The 17,420-nt window shown below is 66.7% G+C and carries 13 protein-coding genes and 2 pseudogenes; 6 read left to right on the top strand and 9 right to left on the bottom strand.

Annotation, left to right across the window (positions count from 1 at the left end):
- The first annotated feature begins 202 nt into the window (after window positions 1–202).
- Together G6N61_RS03275 and G6N61_RS03270 are read left to right on the top strand one after the other, a co-directional pair.
- Window positions 203–2,803, top strand: a complete 2,601-nt coding sequence (locus tag G6N61_RS03275; protein WP_163917232.1) for a helix-turn-helix transcriptional regulator — start codon at window positions 203–205, stop codon at window positions 2,801–2,803.
- A 360-nt stretch (window positions 2,804–3,163) separates the two neighbouring features.
- On the top strand, window positions 3,164–4,672 hold the full coding sequence (locus tag G6N61_RS03270; RefSeq protein ID WP_268968438.1) for a hypothetical protein: 1,509 nt from the start codon (window positions 3,164–3,166) through the stop codon (window positions 4,670–4,672).
- A 435-nt stretch (window positions 4,673–5,107) separates the two neighbouring features.
- Here the strand turns inward: G6N61_RS03270 and G6N61_RS03265 are convergent, their stop codons facing one another.
- Window positions 5,108–5,938, bottom strand: a complete 831-nt coding sequence (locus G6N61_RS03265) for a DUF6159 family protein (RefSeq protein WP_163917230.1) — start codon at window positions 5,936–5,938, stop codon at window positions 5,108–5,110.
- A 137-nt stretch (window positions 5,939–6,075) separates the two neighbouring features.
- Here G6N61_RS03265 and G6N61_RS31415 point away from each other — a divergent pair.
- Window positions 6,076–6,364 (top strand): annotated as a pseudogene (locus G6N61_RS31415) (sugar phosphate isomerase/epimerase); the annotation flags it as partial.
- Window positions 6,365–7,087: 723 nt separating this feature from the next.
- On the opposite strand, the pseudogene G6N61_RS03255 reads toward G6N61_RS31415, so the two are convergent.
- Window positions 7,088–7,936, bottom strand: a pseudogene (locus tag G6N61_RS03255) (alpha/beta hydrolase).
- Window positions 7,937–8,122: 186 nt separating this feature from the next.
- Entirely contained in the window at window positions 8,123–8,701 is a 579-nt protein-coding gene (locus G6N61_RS03250; RefSeq protein ID WP_163917229.1) for a TetR/AcrR family transcriptional regulator, read from the bottom strand.
- A 221-nt stretch (window positions 8,702–8,922) separates the two neighbouring features.
- Here G6N61_RS03250 and G6N61_RS03245 point away from each other — a divergent pair, with 221 nt between their 5' ends.
- On the top strand, window positions 8,923–9,357 hold the full coding sequence (locus G6N61_RS03245; RefSeq protein WP_163917228.1) for an MmpS family transport accessory protein: 435 nt from the start codon (window positions 8,923–8,925) through the stop codon (window positions 9,355–9,357).
- Window positions 9,354–12,254, top strand: a complete 2,901-nt coding sequence (locus G6N61_RS03240) for an MMPL/RND family transporter (protein ID WP_163917227.1) — start codon at window positions 9,354–9,356, stop codon at window positions 12,252–12,254. Before G6N61_RS03245 ends, G6N61_RS03240 begins: the two co-directional genes overlap by 4 nt.
- 91 nt (window positions 12,255–12,345) lie before the next feature.
- Here the strand turns inward: G6N61_RS03240 and G6N61_RS03235 are convergent, their stop codons facing one another.
- The 5 genes from G6N61_RS03235 to G6N61_RS03215 all read right to left on the bottom strand — a co-directional run bounded on the left by G6N61_RS03235 (window position 12,346) and on the right by G6N61_RS03215 (window position 15,892).
- Window positions 12,346–12,858 (bottom strand): DUF302 domain-containing protein, encoded by a 513-nt coding sequence (locus G6N61_RS03235; RefSeq protein ID WP_179973558.1) that lies wholly within the window; start codon window positions 12,856–12,858, stop codon window positions 12,346–12,348.
- Window positions 12,859–12,947: 89 nt separating this feature from the next.
- Window positions 12,948–13,472 (bottom strand): cupin domain-containing protein, encoded by a 525-nt coding sequence (locus G6N61_RS03230; RefSeq protein ID WP_235887386.1) that lies wholly within the window; start codon window positions 13,470–13,472, stop codon window positions 12,948–12,950.
- Between the two features lie 102 nt (window positions 13,473–13,574).
- Entirely contained in the window at window positions 13,575–14,858 is a 1,284-nt protein-coding gene (locus G6N61_RS03225; RefSeq protein WP_163917225.1) for an acyl-CoA dehydrogenase family protein, read from the bottom strand.
- 279 nt (window positions 14,859–15,137) lie between these two features.
- Window positions 15,138–15,533 (bottom strand): STAS domain-containing protein, encoded by a 396-nt coding sequence (locus G6N61_RS03220; protein WP_163917224.1) that lies wholly within the window; start codon window positions 15,531–15,533, stop codon window positions 15,138–15,140.
- Window positions 15,534–15,610: 77 nt separating this feature from the next.
- Entirely contained in the window at window positions 15,611–15,892 is a 282-nt protein-coding gene (locus G6N61_RS03215; RefSeq protein ID WP_163917223.1) for a GlsB/YeaQ/YmgE family stress response membrane protein, read from the bottom strand.
- Between the two features lie 131 nt (window positions 15,893–16,023).
- On the opposite strand from G6N61_RS03215, the gene G6N61_RS03210 reads away from it, so the two are divergent.
- Window positions 16,024–16,692, top strand: a complete 669-nt coding sequence (locus G6N61_RS03210; RefSeq protein WP_163917222.1) for a response regulator transcription factor — start codon at window positions 16,024–16,026, stop codon at window positions 16,690–16,692.
- 10 nt (window positions 16,693–16,702) lie between these two features.
- Here G6N61_RS03210 and G6N61_RS03205 read toward each other — a convergent pair whose 3' ends face one another.
- Window positions 16,703–17,335, bottom strand: a complete 633-nt coding sequence (locus G6N61_RS03205; protein ID WP_163917221.1) for a flavin reductase family protein — start codon at window positions 17,333–17,335, stop codon at window positions 16,703–16,705.
- Window positions 17,336–17,420: the final 85 nt, after the last annotated feature.

The raw sequence follows: 17,420 nt of genomic DNA, 5'->3' as shown, positions 1-17,420 counted from the left end.
GGCGACGCCGATAGATGCGACGGGGTTGCTTGCGAGCGCCGTTGGCTGCGGCATGGATCGGGTGGAAGAGCCCGCCCCGTCACCCGGGTGACCCGCGGATAGCGGTTTTGGCAGTCGTGGCAATGCCATGTGGTGTGTGTGATCTACTCGCCGACGACGTCGATGTGTCGCACTGGCCGACCCTTCCAGCTAATGTTCGGCTGTGACCCGGAAGTGGCCGATGGCCGGTCGTGGTGACCTCGTCGGCGAGGTGATCGCGGCGATTCAGGGGCGCAACGTGCGTGGCATCGTCCTGTCGGGCCCGGCTGGCGTGGGGAAGTCCAGGGTGGCGTGGGAGGCGGCCGATCGCGCCTCCGCCAACGGGTGGTCCGTTCGGACGATCACGGGGACGGCCACCGGTCGACACGTCCCGTTGGGGGCGTGTGCCCAGTGGACCGATGACGTCGGTGGCGGCGAGGCGGCGCTGGTACGCCGGGTGGGCGAGGCCATGGTTGCCAATACCGACGCGGGTCGGCTGGTGCTGGTCGTCGACGACGCCCATCTGCTCGACGAGCTGTCGGTTCTGGTGGTGCAGCACCTGGTGGGGTCCGGGGCTGCGACGGTGGTGATGACCATCCGGACTGGCGAGCCCATGCCGGCGGCGCTGAGCGCGCTGGTCAAGAACGGCCAGGTGGTGTGGCGCGAGGTGGCGGCGTTGTCACCCGAACAGCTGGGCACGGTGCTGGCGGCCGCGTTCGAAGCGCCGCCAGACGCCGACTGTCGCGATCGATTCTGGTCGTTCACCGGCGGGAACGTGCTGTTCGTGCGGCAGCTCGCCGAACAGGAAGCCGAGGCCGGACGGTTGGCCGTGGCCGACGGGGAACTGCGCTGGGGCGGCGACGTCGTGGTGTCCGGGTCGCTGGCCGAGGTCGTCGAAAGTCAGGTCGGTGCACCGCGGGGGCCGGTACTGGAGGTGATCGACACGGTTGCCGTCGCCGAGCCGCTGGATCGGCGCTGCCTGGCGCTGCTGGCCGAGCCGGACGCCGTCGAGGAAGCCGAGCAGCGCGGGTTGATCCGGATCACCGGCGACGAGGTCTACGTGGGCCATCCCCTGTTCGCCGAGATCCGGCGCGCGCGGTGCGGGTCGGCTCGCCTGGCACGGCTGCGTGGACAGGTTGCGGAGGCGATGGATGAGGGCGGAAGCGCCGCGGTCGCGGTCAAGCGTGGCCTGCTGTGGCTGGAGTCCGACTTGCCCGTGCGCCCCGAGCTGCTGGTGTCGGCGGGCAGCGCAGCCAATTCCTTGCTCGACTTCGACCTGGCCGAACGATTGTTCGCCGCAGCCGCAGAGGCCGGGATCGGTCCGCGGGCACACGTGTCGCGGGCCTGGACGCTGTTCATGATGGGCGACGGCGACTCCGCCGGCGACGTCCTGGCTCAAGCACCACGCCAGGGTGAGGTGGGCCCGGGTTTTCGCAACGAGGTGGTGTTGGCCGCCTCGACCGCGTTGTGGGCCACCCGCGCACCCCAACAGGCCTGGCAGATCGTAGAGGAGGCCTTGAGGACCGAGACCGGTGAACGGCGTGCGCAGATCCTGGTCTTCCGGGCCAATCAGCTGGCCCTGGCCGGCCGCACCCTCGAGGTGTTGCAGACCCTGGAGCAGGTCGACGACCGCGAACTCGACCCCTACGGGACGGCGATGGCGTGCATCGCCGCGTGCATGGCGCATGGCGAGCTGGGCCAACTCGACCAACTAGCCTCCACCGTCGCGGTATCGGCGCAAGCGTTGGCCTCGAGCATCGAGGGCGCGCACCTGCACGGCCCTCTCACCGAGGTCCACGCCAGCGCGTTGGCTGCCTCGGGACGGATCGCCGACGCCGTCGCGATCGCGCAGCGGTTCACCCGCAGCCGCGACGGCCGCGCCGCCGCGATGCACCACGTCGCCCAGCAGATCCTGGGGATGACGCAGCTAGCCGCCGGGGACCTGCGCGCGGCCCTTGAGCACCTACCCGCCAGCCCGGACCCGAGCAGCTGGATCGGTCGAGGGTTTCACGCCGCCAACAGCTTCCCCCGATTCGCGTTGCTCCGCGCCCAAGCGCTGGCCCGGGTGGGCGATATGGATGCCGCAGAACGGACACTGGAGACTGCGCGGGAGTGTCGCCCCCCGGCCTACCACTACTACGACTCGGCTGACCTGATCGCCGAGGCCTGGATCGCCGCAGCACGATCACGATTCGGCGCCGCCCGGTCCCTGGCGCTGGCCGCGGCCGACTTCGCGCGCGACCACCACCAGTGGGCGCGGGAAGTGTGGTGCCTGCAGACGGCGGTCCAGCTCGACGACACCGACGCCGCGCCCCGGTTGGCTGTCCTCGCCGAACGGGTGGGGACCGTGCGCGCTGCGGTGGCGGCGCGCTACGCGGCCGCGTTGAGCGGAGATGACGCCCGAGAATTGGACGCGGTGTCGGCGCTGTGGGAGTCGATGGGCGATCGGCTGGCCGCGGCGGACGCTGCAGCGCAGGCGGCGACGTCGCATCGACGGGCCAGGCGCGTTCACGCCGCTACGTCCGCTGCTGCCCGCGCCAGGCAGCTGGCCGCGCTGTGCGGTGGGGCGACCAGCCCGGCGATCGCCTCCGCCGAGCTCGCGGCGCCATTCACCAACCGCGAGCGCGAGATCGTCGTCCTGGTGGCTCGAGGGCTGAGCAACCGTCAGATCGCCGACATCGAATCGCTGTCGGTACGCACCGTGGAAAGCCACATCTACCGCGCCAGCATCAAGGCCGGTGTCACCGGACGCGCCGGTTTGGGCGGGCTGATCGACGACATCTGACACCGGGCCCCGTGCGACGGGTTCGCCGTAGCTGGCGACGGGAGGGGCAAAGTGCAGTAGTCGGTGCGAAGAGTGCAGTAGTCAACAGATGCCGGTGGTGGGGTCAGTCGTGGGAATCTCGCGCCGATGCGCTGGGAGTCGTTCCCGCGCAAAAGCGGCGAGAAGGATTCTGCAGTGAGCGTGAGCACGTATGTCGGGCGGGTCGGAGCGTTGGCGGTGGCGTTGGGGGCAGGTGCGATGATCACCTCCCCATCAGCGGCGTGGGCCGATTCCAGTCAATCGAGGTCATCGGCGGTGTCGCCAGCTGTGGCGGCGGCGCCCGCCGTGACTAGCGGATGCTCTGATCCGTTGTGCGTGTTGATGCTCGGGTCGTCGGCATCGACCGAGGGGTTTGCGGGTCCGCAGGCGCGGGTGGCGTTGATCGGGGCGGTGCCGTCGGCGCCCGGCGTGGGGGCGTCGGTGGGTCCGCTGTTCGGGTTGTTCGGCAACGGCGCCGACGCCGCCGCCGACTGCGTGGGTGCGGCGTGCAACGGCGGCAACGGGGGCTTGTTCTTCGGCAACGGCGGCAACGGCGCCAACGGCGGTAAGGGGGGAAGCGCGTTCTTCATCGGTAACGGCGGCGCGGGCGGCAACGCCGTCGGTGTAGGTCAGGCCGGCGGCAACGGCGGCAACGCCGGACTGCTCATCGGCAACGGCGGGGCCGGCGGGGCCGGCGGCCGAGGGGCGACCGGTGCAACGGGCCAGACCGGGTCTACCGGAGCCACGGGCGCCACCGGCACACCGGGTGAGAATGGCACCACCGGCGCCAATGGGGTCAACCCCACCCCCACTGGCGCTGCCGGCACCAACGGCACCAATGCAGGAGCCGGAGCGTTCACCGGCGACGGTGGCCCCGGCGGTAGTGGCAACCCCGGCGGCAACGGCGGCAACGGCGGCAATGCCTCCGCCGTCGCCGGTAACGGTGGCCCCGGAGGTAACGGCGTGCCCGGCGCTGCAGGCGGCAACGGAGGCGACGGCGGCAACCTCGTCGCCCTGGCCGGCGCCGGCGGCAGCGCCGGCGCCGGCAGTATCGGCGGCGCGGGCGGCACCGGCGCAGCCGGAGGCAACGGCGGGAACGGCGGCAGCGCTGTAAGCCCCACGGGCAACCTCGTCTTCGCCGGGGACGGCGCCGGTGGTGGTGCCGGTGGTGCGGGCGTCGCCGGCGGAAACGGCGGGAACGGCACGAACGGCGGGCCTGGCAGCACGGGAAAAACCGGCGGCAATGGTGGTACAGGTGGCACCGGCAGTGCTGCTGGCGCCGGGGGTGCCGGGGGCCGTGGCGGTCTCCTGGTCGGCAACGGTGGCGCTGGTGGTGCCGGTGGGGTCGGTGGCACCGGTGGTACGGGCGGGGTCGGTGGCACCGGTGGTGCGGGCGGCGTCGGCGGCACCGGTGGTGCGGGCGGCAGTGGCGGCACCGGGAGCGCGGGAGGCAACGGCGGCAACGGCGGCAACGGCGGCAACGGCGGCACGTCGACCCCTGGTGGGTCTTCTGGTCGGCCCGGAGGTGGCGGCACGGGGGGTGCCGGCGGCAAGGGTGGCACCGCCGGTCAGGCCGGCACCGGCGGCAGTGGTGGCTCTGGCGGGGTTGGTGGCGTCGGTGGCAGCGGTGGCGTCGGTGGAGACGGTGGCGCGGCCGGGGCCGGCGGGCCCGGCGGGCTCCTGGGTGCCCCCGGCAGCACCGGCACCACCGGCGCTCACGGAGCGCCCGGCGGCATGGGTGCGACCGGCGCGACGGGCACGGGCGGCGGCACGGGTGACACCGGCGCGTCCGGGGCAGCCGGAGCCGACGGCTCAGCTGGCAAGAACGGGACCAACGGCCAACCCGGCTAGCACGACCCGGAACCAGCTGATCAGCAGCACCACCGGGATCGACACGCATCAGGCTCGACGGACAAGCGTGTGCGTCTGTCGGCTGACCCGATTGGTGTGCGTGACACCCGCCCCACACGCCTTGGCAAAGATGCCCATTCACAGGCTGCAGCCACTTGGCACCTTTGCCGCTGACGGGCGACAAAGGCTACGAGAAACCGGACACTATTCCGCTCTCGTCGTAGTCTGGTTTTCGTCCTCCGTCTCGATCTTCCTGGCCTGCAGCATCGGCTGTGGCGCAAATCTTTTCACTCACGACTCATGGCCTGATCGTGAGCGACTCCCCCACTTCCAGCGAGGGTTCAGTCGCGAGTAACGATGCGGCGACTCGAATCTCGTCTCCCTTCAGGGAATCGATGGTTCGGTCCGCGATGATCCCCAAACGCTGCGCCCTCGTCATTGCTTGCGCTCAAACGCCCCCCTCACGACCGTGGCATCGAAGGCGTGGGGGGCCTGGCCGGTCACGAGGTACAGATACACCGCGACGCGGAAGATCACGTTCAGTGCGCTGGTGATGATGCTCGACAGGACCGCCGACGCGACGCCGACGACGGTCACCGCAAACCAGAACACGGAGAATCCCTGGGTGGTCAAGAAGACGTATCCGGCGCCGCCGATGACGGCTAGGCCCGTGGTCACCAGATCGTCCAGGTGAATGCCTGCCGGGTTCGCGTCCTCGCCCCAGGTCGCTGTAACAAGTTGAGTTGAGCGCTTCTGCGCACTGCTCGGCCCGATGTGTTCGAAGGTGATCAGTGGGACGACGAAGAAGGCGGCGACGTCCCACGTTGCGCCGGTGATCCGCTCCTCAATCTCGCGTCCTAGCACGCTGGACCGCGCCGTGATCAGAAAGACACCGACGGTGCCTCTGGTGACCGTCCACCCCAGGACGGAACCGATCAGCCGGATTGCCGTCGCCACGCCCTCGACGGCGGTGAGGTCCTCGCCGCGTAGCGACCGTGCCGCGCATGCGGCCAAGGCGACATTGAAGAAAGTTCCTGTGAAGAGTGTCAGAAAGCACGTCGACGCGGTGGCTACCCAAAACACCGGATTGTCTGGGTCGACGACCCCACACACCCCGGTGTACAGGGCAACGGCCGTCCATAACGCGACCAGTCCCACCAGAGAACTAAATGCGGACAACACCGACAGGAAAGCCAACGGCCTGTGGGCTCGCGCCACCGCCCAGCTCTGCTTCTTCAACGCCCAGCCGCGCGATATCGCGCTCACGGGTAGCTCCAATCAAGGTTCGCCTCGGTTCGGCTGCCGTCCGAGGTCGGTGGACCAGTGAGCAGTTAACCTGAACTTTCTCGCGTCGACCTAGACCCGAATCAAATCGTCATCCTGGTCCACACTGGAGTTGACATTCCCTGCAGATCACCGTCGACCTCGGGTGAACGTGGTCAACACCGAGTTCTCCGGCAGGCCCGAGAAAGCCGAGGAGTCCGAGCGGGCGTTCTTCCGGTCATCGGGATGGTCTACCGCACGTGCCGCACCTTCCACATGGGTGGCGCGATGGGCGACATCATGCGAGCCGCGGGCGACAAGCTGCGCCTGGTGCACGTCGCCGACACCATGAACCATCACCGCAATCACGGTCTGCGCTACATCACCAACCCGCCGGGCAATCTCGTACGCGTGCACCAGCACTCCAAAGCTGTGGCCAACAGCTCGATACCGTCGGATCGCTGACGGCGTGTCATAGACGCCTCGGCGCGCGGCTGCCCGCAGATGCAGAACACGCCCGCCATCATGACTCGCACCCAACCGAGAGATCGTCGCCGATACGTCGCAGTGACGTTTTGATGGCTCCGGCGGATCCGTGAACTGCCTGTCCGACAGGCTTTTTAAGGCCAGCGCGGCCCACATCGCAATACCTAAGGCGTATTGGGCGAACCCGGGAACGTCATGGACATGTCGCCGCCCGGCGTCACGGGATTCGGAATGTTCGCTGGGCCCCACTCCTCGGACGCCGTCTCATCGTTGGCCCACGCGCCGCCGGCGCACATGGGGTGCCGCCAACCGAACGCTTCGCATCCAGGGTCGTCTGTGGCAGCGCTCGCCGGTACAGTCCCAGCCAGCGCGACGATTGCGAGCGATCCGGCCACGGCAGCCACCGTTCCGATCGTTCTGCGCTGACCCGTGGTCAAGATGCGCATTTGCCCCTCCTTCGTTTGCGGTAAACATGGTCGCCTGCACGTTAGCTGAGCCATGTCTCGCAACAACCGGAACCGAGATGCGCCGACTCGCCAGACCTGGAATGTACGGACGATTCGTCACCATGACGCTCCGTTGACGAAATTGTTGCAGCGCAGCAAGTCTCGCGGATCTCGATGTCCAAGACCCACCGCTGGTGCTGCCGGGTCCACGGCTCGGTTCTTACAGCTCCGTCAAGCGCCTGACCCGGTTGTCGAGCGCCTGACGTGACACCGGTAAGTCGCCGGCGATCATCTCGAAGCCGTGGGGACAACCCGGAAAGACGTGCAGTTCCGTGGGTACGCCCGCCGCGAGCAAGCGGCGGGCGTAGTCGATGTCTTCGTCACGGAAGATGTCTAGGTCGCCGACATCGATGTAGGCCGGTGGCAGACCAGCGAGGTCCGCGGCTCGCGCTGGCGCGGCATACGGGGAGACGTCGGCGCTCTCGGAGGCGTCGCCGAGAAGCGCTCCCCAACCCGTCACGTTGTCGTCGTAATTTCAGACCAGGAACTCGGTCGGAAATTGCGGGTCGGGTACCACGGTGCGGTCGTCCAGCATGGGATAGATCAAGAGCTGCAAGGCGAGCTTCGGGCCCCTGCGGTCTCGAGCCAGCAGAGCGACGCCCGCCGCCAGGCCGCCGCCCGCACTGTCGCCGCCGACGGCCAGGCGTGCAGGATCGACGTTCAGCTTGGCAGCGTGCGCTTCCAGCCACTGCAGCGCGGCATAGCAGTCTTCCACCGGGGTGGGATGAGGATGCTCAGGAGCGACGCGGTAATCCACCACCAACGCCGGCACGCCCGACCCCGAAACGTATTGCCGCACAGCGATGTCGTACACGGGAGCTGTCTGCTCGAGGCTCGCTATCATGCCCCCGCCATGCAGATAGAGCATCGCCGCGCTCGCGGTCCGGTCTCCGGTTGTCGGCTCGTACCACGCCAGTGGTAGCACGGTGCCGTCGGAGACCTCGAGGTCATAGTGGCTGACCTCGACGTCGTCGGGGACCTCCAGCGACGACGCCAGTGCGGTGAACATCGCCGCAGTGTTGCTGCGACGCGTTGCCACATCGCCTACGGCGGGTTCGGGACCCGAATCGGGGGGCGGCGCCGCCGCCTGCAGGATGGCGGCGATTTCTGGAAGCGGACTCAGCGGCACGTCACGACACTATCGCTTGGGCCCATGACCGGGCGGTTCGATTACCCGACGCGTACGGCGCGCTCGTCAGCGCGAGGCGGGTTCGGCGGCGGGTGCGAGAATCCGGCCGGATAGTTCCAGCAGCGCTCGATGCAGCTCGTCGTCGTCGATGTCGGCCAACTCCGGGTCGGCGGCAGCTTTGCCCACCCCGGACAGGAACACCGAACAGCTGATCCGCTCGGCGACGTTCCGTTCGGGCCCTTCGACTATCTCACGGAGTCCATCGGACACGGCCTTGAAATCGGGCTCGTCGTTCATGATCTGGTCGATGGCCGGGTCCCCATGGAAGATGACGGCCAGCTGCCGGTTTCGCACCACCATCTCGACCATCCCGCTCACGGCGACGACGCGGCGCTGCTCGGGATCGGGCAGCGCTCCAGCGGTCCTGATCACCCGGGCCATGTCCTCGATGGTCGGCCGAATGGCCTCCAAGACGATGTCTTCCTTGGACCGAAATTGGTAGTAGACGGCGGCCTTACCGACTCCGACGCGGTCGGCGATCATCTGCAGCGACGTGCCGTGCACGCCGTGCTCGGCGAACAGGGCGAGGGCGGCCTCCAAGACCCGGCCGCGGGCCAAGCCTCGCGATGCTGCGGGTCTTGCCACGTCATTCGCCTCCTCCGGTTTCCGCAACGAGGTTAGCCCGCGAAGTCGGCGCGCGGTCTCCTTCCAGACGATCGACTTGGTCGAGTTAGCCGTTTGGCTTGCCGAACGCAGATCAACGCCTTAAAGTTCGCTCAGCTAAACAATGCTCGTACGGCTCTGCTCTGGCGCCTGCGGCACGACTCGGCCACCTCGTGGTGGGCGGTCGAACAGAAGGGGCCCAGATGGTCGGGATAGTCAAGCGGGCCTGGATACCGCTGCTCATCGTGGTGGTGGTCGTACTCGCCGGCGCACTGGTCTATCGAATGCACGGCCTCTTCGGATCCGACAACGAGATAACCCGCCCGGGGGCAGGTCTGGCCGACGACGCCGAACCCTTCAACCCCAAGGTCGTGACCTACGAGATCTTCGGAATGGCAGGCGCCGTGGCGACCATCAACTACCTCGACCTCGATGCCACGCCGCAACGGGTCGACGACGCATCCCTACCGTGGACGATCACACTGCGGACCACGAAGCCGTCGGCGAGCGCCACGATCATCGCCCAGGGCGACGGTGACAGCATCGGCTGCCGCGTCGTGGTCGACGACGAAGTACGAGACGAGCAATCGTCGACCGGGGTCAACGCTCAGGTGTCGTGCTTGGTGAAGTCGGCATGAGCGAGCTGACGACGGGCCGACGCGCCCGGGTTCCTCGCTTCTTGCGTCTGTTCTGCGTGCCGGTGTTACTGGGATGGCTCGCGCTCACCGCGTTCGTCAACGTGGTGGTGCCGCAGCTGGAGGTCGTGGGAGCGGCCAACTCGACGTCGTTGACTCCGAACGACGCGCCCTCGCTGCAGGCCACCCAGTTGGCGGGCAAGTTGTTCGAGGAGTACGACTCCAACAGCTCGGCAATGATCGTCCTGGAAAGCGACAAACCCCTTGGCGCTCAGGACCACGAGTACTACGACGGCCTGATCGCGGACTTGCGCAAGGACACGACCCACATCCAGCACATCCAGGATCTGTGGGGCGATCCGCTGACGTCGTCCGGCTCGCAGAGTGCAGACAACCTGTCCGCCTACGTCCAGCTCTACATCGCCGGCAACCAGGGCGAGACGTTGGCCAACGAGTCCGTGGAGGCGGTACGCGACATCGTCGCCGACCACCCGCCGCCACCGGGGCTCAAGGTCTACGTCACCGGCGCCGGACCGCTGAACTCCGACCAGCAACACGCCGGCGACGAGAGTCTCCAACTCGTGACGGCGCTGACCTTCGTGGTCATCGTGACCATGCTGCTGCTCGTCTACCGCTCCATCGTGACGGTGCTCATCGTGCTGTTGACGGTCGTGCTCGAACTGGCCGTCGCACGCGGTGTGGTGGCGTTCCTCGGTTATCACCACATCATCGAGTTGTCGACGTTCGCAGTGAATCTGTTGACGCTGTTGGCGATTGCGGCTGCCACCGACTACGCCATCTTCCTGGTCGGCCGTTACCACGAGGCGCGCAACCTCGGCGATAGTCGAGAAGACGCGTTCTACGTCATGTACCACGGCACCGCCCACGTCATCATGGGATCCGGTCTGACGATCGCCGGCGCGACCCTCTGCCTGCACTTCACCCGACTCCCCTACTTCCAGACCCTCGGCATCCCGCTCGCCATCGGAATGTTCGTGGTGACGATCGCTGCGCTGACGCTGGCGCCGGCGCTCATGACCGTCGCCTCCCGTTTCGGCCTGCTGGAACCCAAACGGGCAACGAACAATCGGGGCTGGCGGCGCATCGGTACTGCCGTGGTGCGGTGGCCGGGCCCGATCCTGGTGGCGTCGATCGCGGTGACCCTCGTCGGCTTGCTCGCACTGCCGTCCTACTCCACCAGTTACGACGACAAGAAGTACCTCCCGGCGAACGTGGAGGCGAACATCGGTTACGCCGCTGCCGCGAAACACTTCCCGCAGGCGCGGCTCAATCCCGAAGTCCTGATGCTCGTCGCCGACCACGATCTGCGGAACTCCACGGACATGCTCATCGTCGACCGAGTCGCCAAGGACGTGTTCCACCTTCCAGGCATCGCGAGAGTGCAGACCATCACCCGGCCGCTGGGAACGCCGATCGAGGGCAGCTCCATCCCCTACATCGTCGGCCAGCAGGGCGTGAACCAGAAGCTCGGCCAGTCCTACGCCCAGCAGCGGACGGCCGACCTCCTGACGCAGGCCGCGGACATCTCGAATTCCATCGACATCCTTCGTCAGCAGTTGACGCTGCAGTCCCAAAGTGCCTCTGCACAACAGGAACAGAGCGATCTGCTGAAACAAACGGTGGACGTGACCAACGACCTGCGCGACAAGATCGCCAACTTCGACGACTTCTTCCGGCCCATCAGGAACTACTTCTACTGGGAACCGCACTGCTACGACATACCCGTCTGTTGGACGCTGCGATCGCTGTTCGACGCGCTGGACGGGATCAACGAATTGTCAGGGCTGCTCGGGCAGACGACGGCGAGCCTCGACAAGATCAACGCCCTGCAACCCAAACTGCTCGCGCTGCTGCCACCACAGATCGCCACCCAGGAACGCAATCGCGACCAGATCATGACCAACTACGCGACGCAGGAGGGTCAGCAGAGTCTGCAGGACAGGCAGCAGTCCGACCCGAACGCGATCGGCAGGGCGTTCGACGAGTCCAAGATCGACGACTCGTTCTACCTACCGCCCGAGGTGTTCGACAACCCCGACTTCAAGAGGGGTCTCAAGCAATTCGTCTCGCCCGATGGAAAAGCGGTGCGGTTCATCATCTCGCACCAGGGTGATCCCGCGACGCCAGAGGGCATTTCGCACATCGACCAGATCAAGAACGCCGCGTTCGAGGCCATCAAGGGAACCCCACTCGAGACGTCGCAGATCTACCTGGGCGGTACTGCCGCCACGTACAAGGACATGCGCGACGGCTCGAACTACGACCTCGTCATCGCCGCCGTCTCCGCGATCTGCCTAATCTTCATCATCATGCTGATCATCACCCGGGCCGCGATCGCCTCGCTGGTGATCGTCGGCACGGTGGTGCTGTCGCTGGCCGCGTCGTTCGGACTATCAGTCCTGTTGTGGCAGCACATCATCGGGCTAGAGCTGCACTGGCTGGTGCTGGCCATGTCGGTCATCATCCTGCTCGCGGTGGGGTCGGACTACAACCTGCTGCTCGTCTCCAGGTTCAAGGAGGAACGCGACGCCGGGTTGAACACCGGCATCATCCGGTCCATTGCGGGCAGCGGCAGTGTCGTGACCTCGGCAGGCCTGGTGTTCGCCTTCACCATGATGTCGTTCGCGATCAGCGATCTGAAGGTGATGGCTCAGGTGGGCACGACCATCGGTCTCGGTCTGCTCGTCGATACGCTGGTCATCCGCTCGTTCATGACCCCATCGATCGCGGCGCTCCTGGGCCGATGGTTCTGGTGGCCCCTGAACGTGCGCCAGCGCCCCGACCGCCGGACCCGCGAACTCGCCCTGGCCGGCGCGCGCGGACGGCACGCCGCGGAGGAACCGACCGAGGACACGACCGAGATCAGACGACCGGAGTAAGGGCGGACCGGCCCGACCGCGTGCGTCATCACTTGATGACGACCCGTGCGCGGGGCAGCCGAGCGGCCCGCATCGTCGGATCGACCGTGTCCTAGCCGCCGAGTTCTGCCGGCACCTCCGCGCCGAGCAGCCCGATGACCCCTGCGAGCAGTTCATCGAGGTGCCGGCCTACCGCGGCTATTTCGGGCTTACCGAAGGAACCGAACTGCAGGCTGGGTTGGTCCACCACGAACCGCGCGCAACCGTCGGCACCCTCGCAGATCACCGTGCGCAAGGGCGCGTGCAGCATGACGCAGGGATCGTGTCGGAACATCGTCTCGGCGATCGTGTGGTTGCCCATCAGGTATTCCGTCGCGCGCCCCGCGGACGGTGAGCCCGCCAACATCGGCGTCACGTCGAACCGCGCGTACAGCATGAACCCGTGCGGCGCCTGAACGTTGGCGATGGCCAACGTGTCGTCCCATGACTGGGCATCGGCGAACGCCGTCGCGTCGTAGACCGGCACGACGGCCTCGTACCTGGCACGTGCGTCGTCGTAAGACATCGGCAACGCGATCACCAGTCGTCTCGACGGGTGATCGATGACGCTGTTCGGCTCGCTCACGAAACCACTCCCCTCCACCGACAGGCGGAATCCAAATCTAAGTATTGTTCACTATACTTAGTCGTCGGCGAGGGTGGTCCTTCGAGGGATCAGAGCGTGAACCCGGACAACTCGATGCCATACGCGGCGTTCTCCTCAGGAGTGGCCAGGACATACCCGTATTCGATGCTCTTGGCGACGAAGTGCGCGACCTCCTGGGGCGTCGGCGGTTGAAGGTCGTCGGTCACGGGTCGGCCGATCTCTTCGAAGAACGTGCCAAGGCGCTCCGTCGTCACGATGAGGTCGACCGCCGGTTCATCCGTGACGTTGCGGTGGGCGTGGAGCGCACCGCCAGGTACGCGTAGGTAGTCACCGGCACGGGCCTCGCGCCAGGCCATGGCGTCTCCGTCGGAGACGAGGACCTGCTGGCGCCCCGACAGGATGAGGAAGTCCTCGGGGTCGGGGTGGTGGTGCGCTGGGACGGCCGAACCGGGCGGCACGGTGCCGCGCAGTACCCAGAAGTCCGAGTGCTTGCTGAGAATCTCGATGTAGCCGCCAAAGCAGTCGAGGGTCTGCGCTGGCGATGAAGCGGCTAGATTCTCGAACACTCTGCTGGAGAGCGAATCTGCGAACACGGTACTTCCTTTCGGGTCGTCCGATCTGCACCGAACGGATGCTGGAGCGGTCGTGGAGTTTCCCATCGGGGCGAGTTGGCGAAGCCTCGATCCTGGCGGCGCCTAGTAGTACAGGCCCAGCCGTGGCGCCTGACTCCCCCGCAACACGTGGTTGCCCAGGTGCACGTACTTCCACCGAGCAGGGTCGTGCAGCGAATGGGTCCGAACGTTGCGCCAATGCCGGTCGAGATTCGCATCGGCGTCGGTCCCCGACGTGCCGGTCAACTCGAATATGCCACTGGCGATCTCGACGGCGTACTCCTGGGCCAGCGCCTTGGCGGCGGCGACCGTGAACGTCGCCTCCGCGGCGACGGAGGCCGACGGGTGGGCGGATCCTTCGTCGAGCAGCGCCGTTCCCCGGGCCAACAGCGCCTCCATGGCCCACAACCGAGCCGCCAGTTCGCCGAAGCGACGCACGACGTGCGGCTCCATGTTCGCGTGCTCGATGCCGGCCATGACCGCTTCCTGCCACGGTCGGGACCGCGTGTTGACGAAGCACACACCGTCTTCCAGTGCGGCACGGGCGATTCCGATGTCGATGGCAGCGTGCAGCGCCTGGTCGTACGTGCCGATCAGGTCAGTCGGTCCGTCCGCCGGCACCTCCGGTGGCGGGCCCTGTCGCAATACGTACTGGCCCTCCACCACGACGTGGCGCAGCCGCACCTCGCCGCTTGCGGTCCCCCGCTGGCCGAACGCACCCCACCGGCCCAGGTCCAGCTCCACGCCCGACTGATCAGGACGCACGAACGCGATCGCAGTCTCGTTGCCTGGCAGCCCGTTGCCCTCGTCGACGACGGCGACGATCGCAATCCACGTCGCGCCGAGCGCACCCGTGGCGTAGTACTTCGTGCCATCGATCACCCACGTGCCATCAGCGTTCTGCGTGATCGTGGTCCGCAGGTCGAGCGTGGACTTCGTGCCACGCTCGGCAGCGGCATTGCCCAACCTGCCACCCGCCATCACATCGGCGAATAGCTCGGGTGCCGGAGCATTGTGTCCCAGTCCCGTAAGGGCCTCGCTGCCCACGAAATGCGACAACAGCAACTGACCGATCGAACTGTCGGCCCTCGCCAGCCGGCGCATGATCTCCACCCGTACCGACGGTGGCGCCCCCAGACCGCCGTGTTCGACGGGAACCGTGACGCCTAACAGTCCCGACTGTTCGATCCTGCGGAGCTGCGGCAGCAAGGTCGTGCCATCCCGCTCTCGCCTCGCCGAATCGACGACGAACTCGTCGGCGAGTTCATCAGCCAATTGCAGGGCGGCGTCGAGTGATTCACGGCGCCGCGTTGAATCCTCGTCGAATCCAAATTGCCGGACGGTAACGGGAAAGGGGCTTGCAGTCATGATTTCTGCTCTCGATTCGCTCTTAGGTGGGCTTCTCCCCTGTCTCATGCTCCACAGCCCGTCCTCCCGTTGCATGGAGATTGCGTGGAGATCCGCTGTGAATGTGCCTCCTGGTCAATGTGTTTCACCTGAACCTTCGGCAAGCTTGGAGATTGCCTGGAGATCGGATGTTTCGAGACGTACGTCTCATCACATTCGAGCGCCGCGCAGGTTACGCAAGTCCCTACGTTCTCCTCAAGCCACGCCCAGGAAGCGCAAGCACCCTGGCCCAGAAGTCGGCTAGGAATCCGAGCGCCCGTGCCGTTCCGACCCGACACCCGCAAGCGCGTCGTCGAGGGTCCGATACACGGCGAAGATCTGGTCGATTCCGACGAGTCGCAACGGCCGACTCGTGGCAGGACCGTCGGCCACGACGGCGAACCTGGCTTGCGGTGCAATGTCCTCGTGGGCAGTAATCAGCGTGCTCATCCCCGCCGACGCCAGGAAATCCACCGCCGACAGGTCGACGACGAGCGCCGCCGGCTTCTTGCGCGCCACGGCCTCGATCACCCTCGCAAGCTCGGGCGCGGTCAACATGTCCAACTCCCCTGAGACACCCAGCACGGCGACGTCGCCGAACCAGGTCTCGGCGAGTCCGAGACCACTAATGGTCTTTTCTTCTTCTTGGCAGTTCATGGCCTTCTCCGTTCGAGTCGGTGACGGCGGAGACCCACTTCGGGATCGAAGTGGATCTCCGCCGCACGGGGGCCGATCTACCTGGAGCGGACCGAGTTACGGCCGCCGACCTTGAGCCAGATCACCAGCACGATGACGGCACCGATGACCGAGCCGATGATGCCGGCCGGCTGCAGGAACCCCTGCGCGCTGTCCTTGCCAAAGATCAAGAAGCCCAGGAATCCGCCGACGAATGAGCCGACGACGCCGAGCACGATGGTCATGGGGATCGACAGGTTCTGCTTGCCCGGAACCAGCAGACGCGCAAGGGCGCCTGCGATGAGCCCGACGACGAGGATGGTGACGATTAGTCCGATCATGGCTGCAAGCCTTTCTGTTCAGCGCGCAGAACGCGCTGCGATCGAGTGGATCGAGCGGTCGCTCGACGTAAAGCCAGCTCACCACCCCTAAGGGGGGTACCGGTACACCCTTAGGGAGGTAATCTGGACGCATGGCACCGCCGCCGAACTCTCCCATCACCGTCGCCCTCGTCGACGACTACGACGTCGTGCTCATGGGCGTGGCCAACATGTTCGACCGGTACCGCGACCGGGTCGTCGTCGCAGAGATCGACGCCAACATGAGCCTCGACGACTCCGTCGACATCGTGCTCTACGACTCCTTCGCTCAACCCGAAGCCGACCACGACGAGATCGCCGCCCTCGTCGCGAACCCGCGGGCTCGACGAGTCGTGGTGTACACGTGGAACTTTCACCCCGATCTCATCGCCAGTGCCCAGGAGAAGGGTGCGCACGGGTACCTATCGAAGACGCTGCCTGCCCGCGAGTTGGTCACGGCACTCGAGGCCGTGCATGCCGGGGAGAAGATCATCAGCGACGTCCCCCCGCGGGCTCGCAGCGCAGTCGGACTCGACTGGCCGGGGCGCGGCGAGGGACTCAGCGACCGCGAATCGGAGATCCTCGCCCTCATCACCCAGGGCAAGAGCAATGCCGAGGTGGCGAAGCTGACCTATCTCAGTCCCAACACCATCAAGTCATACATCCGCACGATCTACCGCAAGATCGACGCGTCGAGCCGAACCCAAGCCGTGCTCTGGGGCGTCAAGCACGGCTTCACACCCGACCACAACCGCATCGAGCACTGGAAGGGCGGACCGTAGCGGCTCGGCCTCACGGACGGTCGTCGGGGCGCACCATCTCGAACATCGCCTCCCGCGCCACCGCCACGTACTCAGCGGGCCCACCAGCCCGCAGGATCGGCGTCGGCGCCGCAGTGTCGTAGATGCCGTCGACCAGCAGGTGCTTGTCGATGTGCACGGCCACCACCTGCCCTAGCACCAGCCAGGTCGGTACGTCGTTGCCGTCGACGTCGGTGAGCTGAATCAGTTGTGTCAGAACGCATTCGAAGTTCACCGGGCTCTCCAGCACCCGAGGCGCGTCGACCATCGACGCCGGCACCGCGGTCAATCCCCCGCGTTCGAACTCGTTCTCCCCCGACGGGATGGACGCGGACGTCTCGTTCATCGCGGTCGCCAAGTCGCGGGTCGCGAGATTCCACACGAAGTTACGCGTGGCCTCGACGTTGGCGACGCTGTCCTTCCACCCGATCGACGCGAAGCCGACCACCGGCGGGCGGTAGTTGAACCCGTTGAAGAAGCTGTACGGCGCGAGGTTGGGGGCGCCTTCGGCATTCACCGTCGAGATCCAACCGATCGGCCGCGGGCCGACGATCGCGTTGAACGGGTCGTGTGGAAGGCCGGTGCCATCCGCCGTCCGGTAGAAGTGTGCGTCCTCGCCTGCCATCGTCTCCCTCACCGCTCGAGCCCCGCCGAACCAAGAGCCTTCCACGACGTGCGGCATCCGGCGCTTCCGGCGACCGCCTCGTCCG

This window comes from Mycolicibacterium arabiense (assembly GCF_010731815.2).
Taxonomy (GTDB): Bacteria; Actinomycetota; Actinomycetes; order Mycobacteriales; family Mycobacteriaceae; genus Mycobacterium; species Mycobacterium arabiense.
The sequence above is the reverse complement of the archived record's forward strand: the minus strand, read 5'-3'. Positions and strand labels throughout refer to the sequence as shown.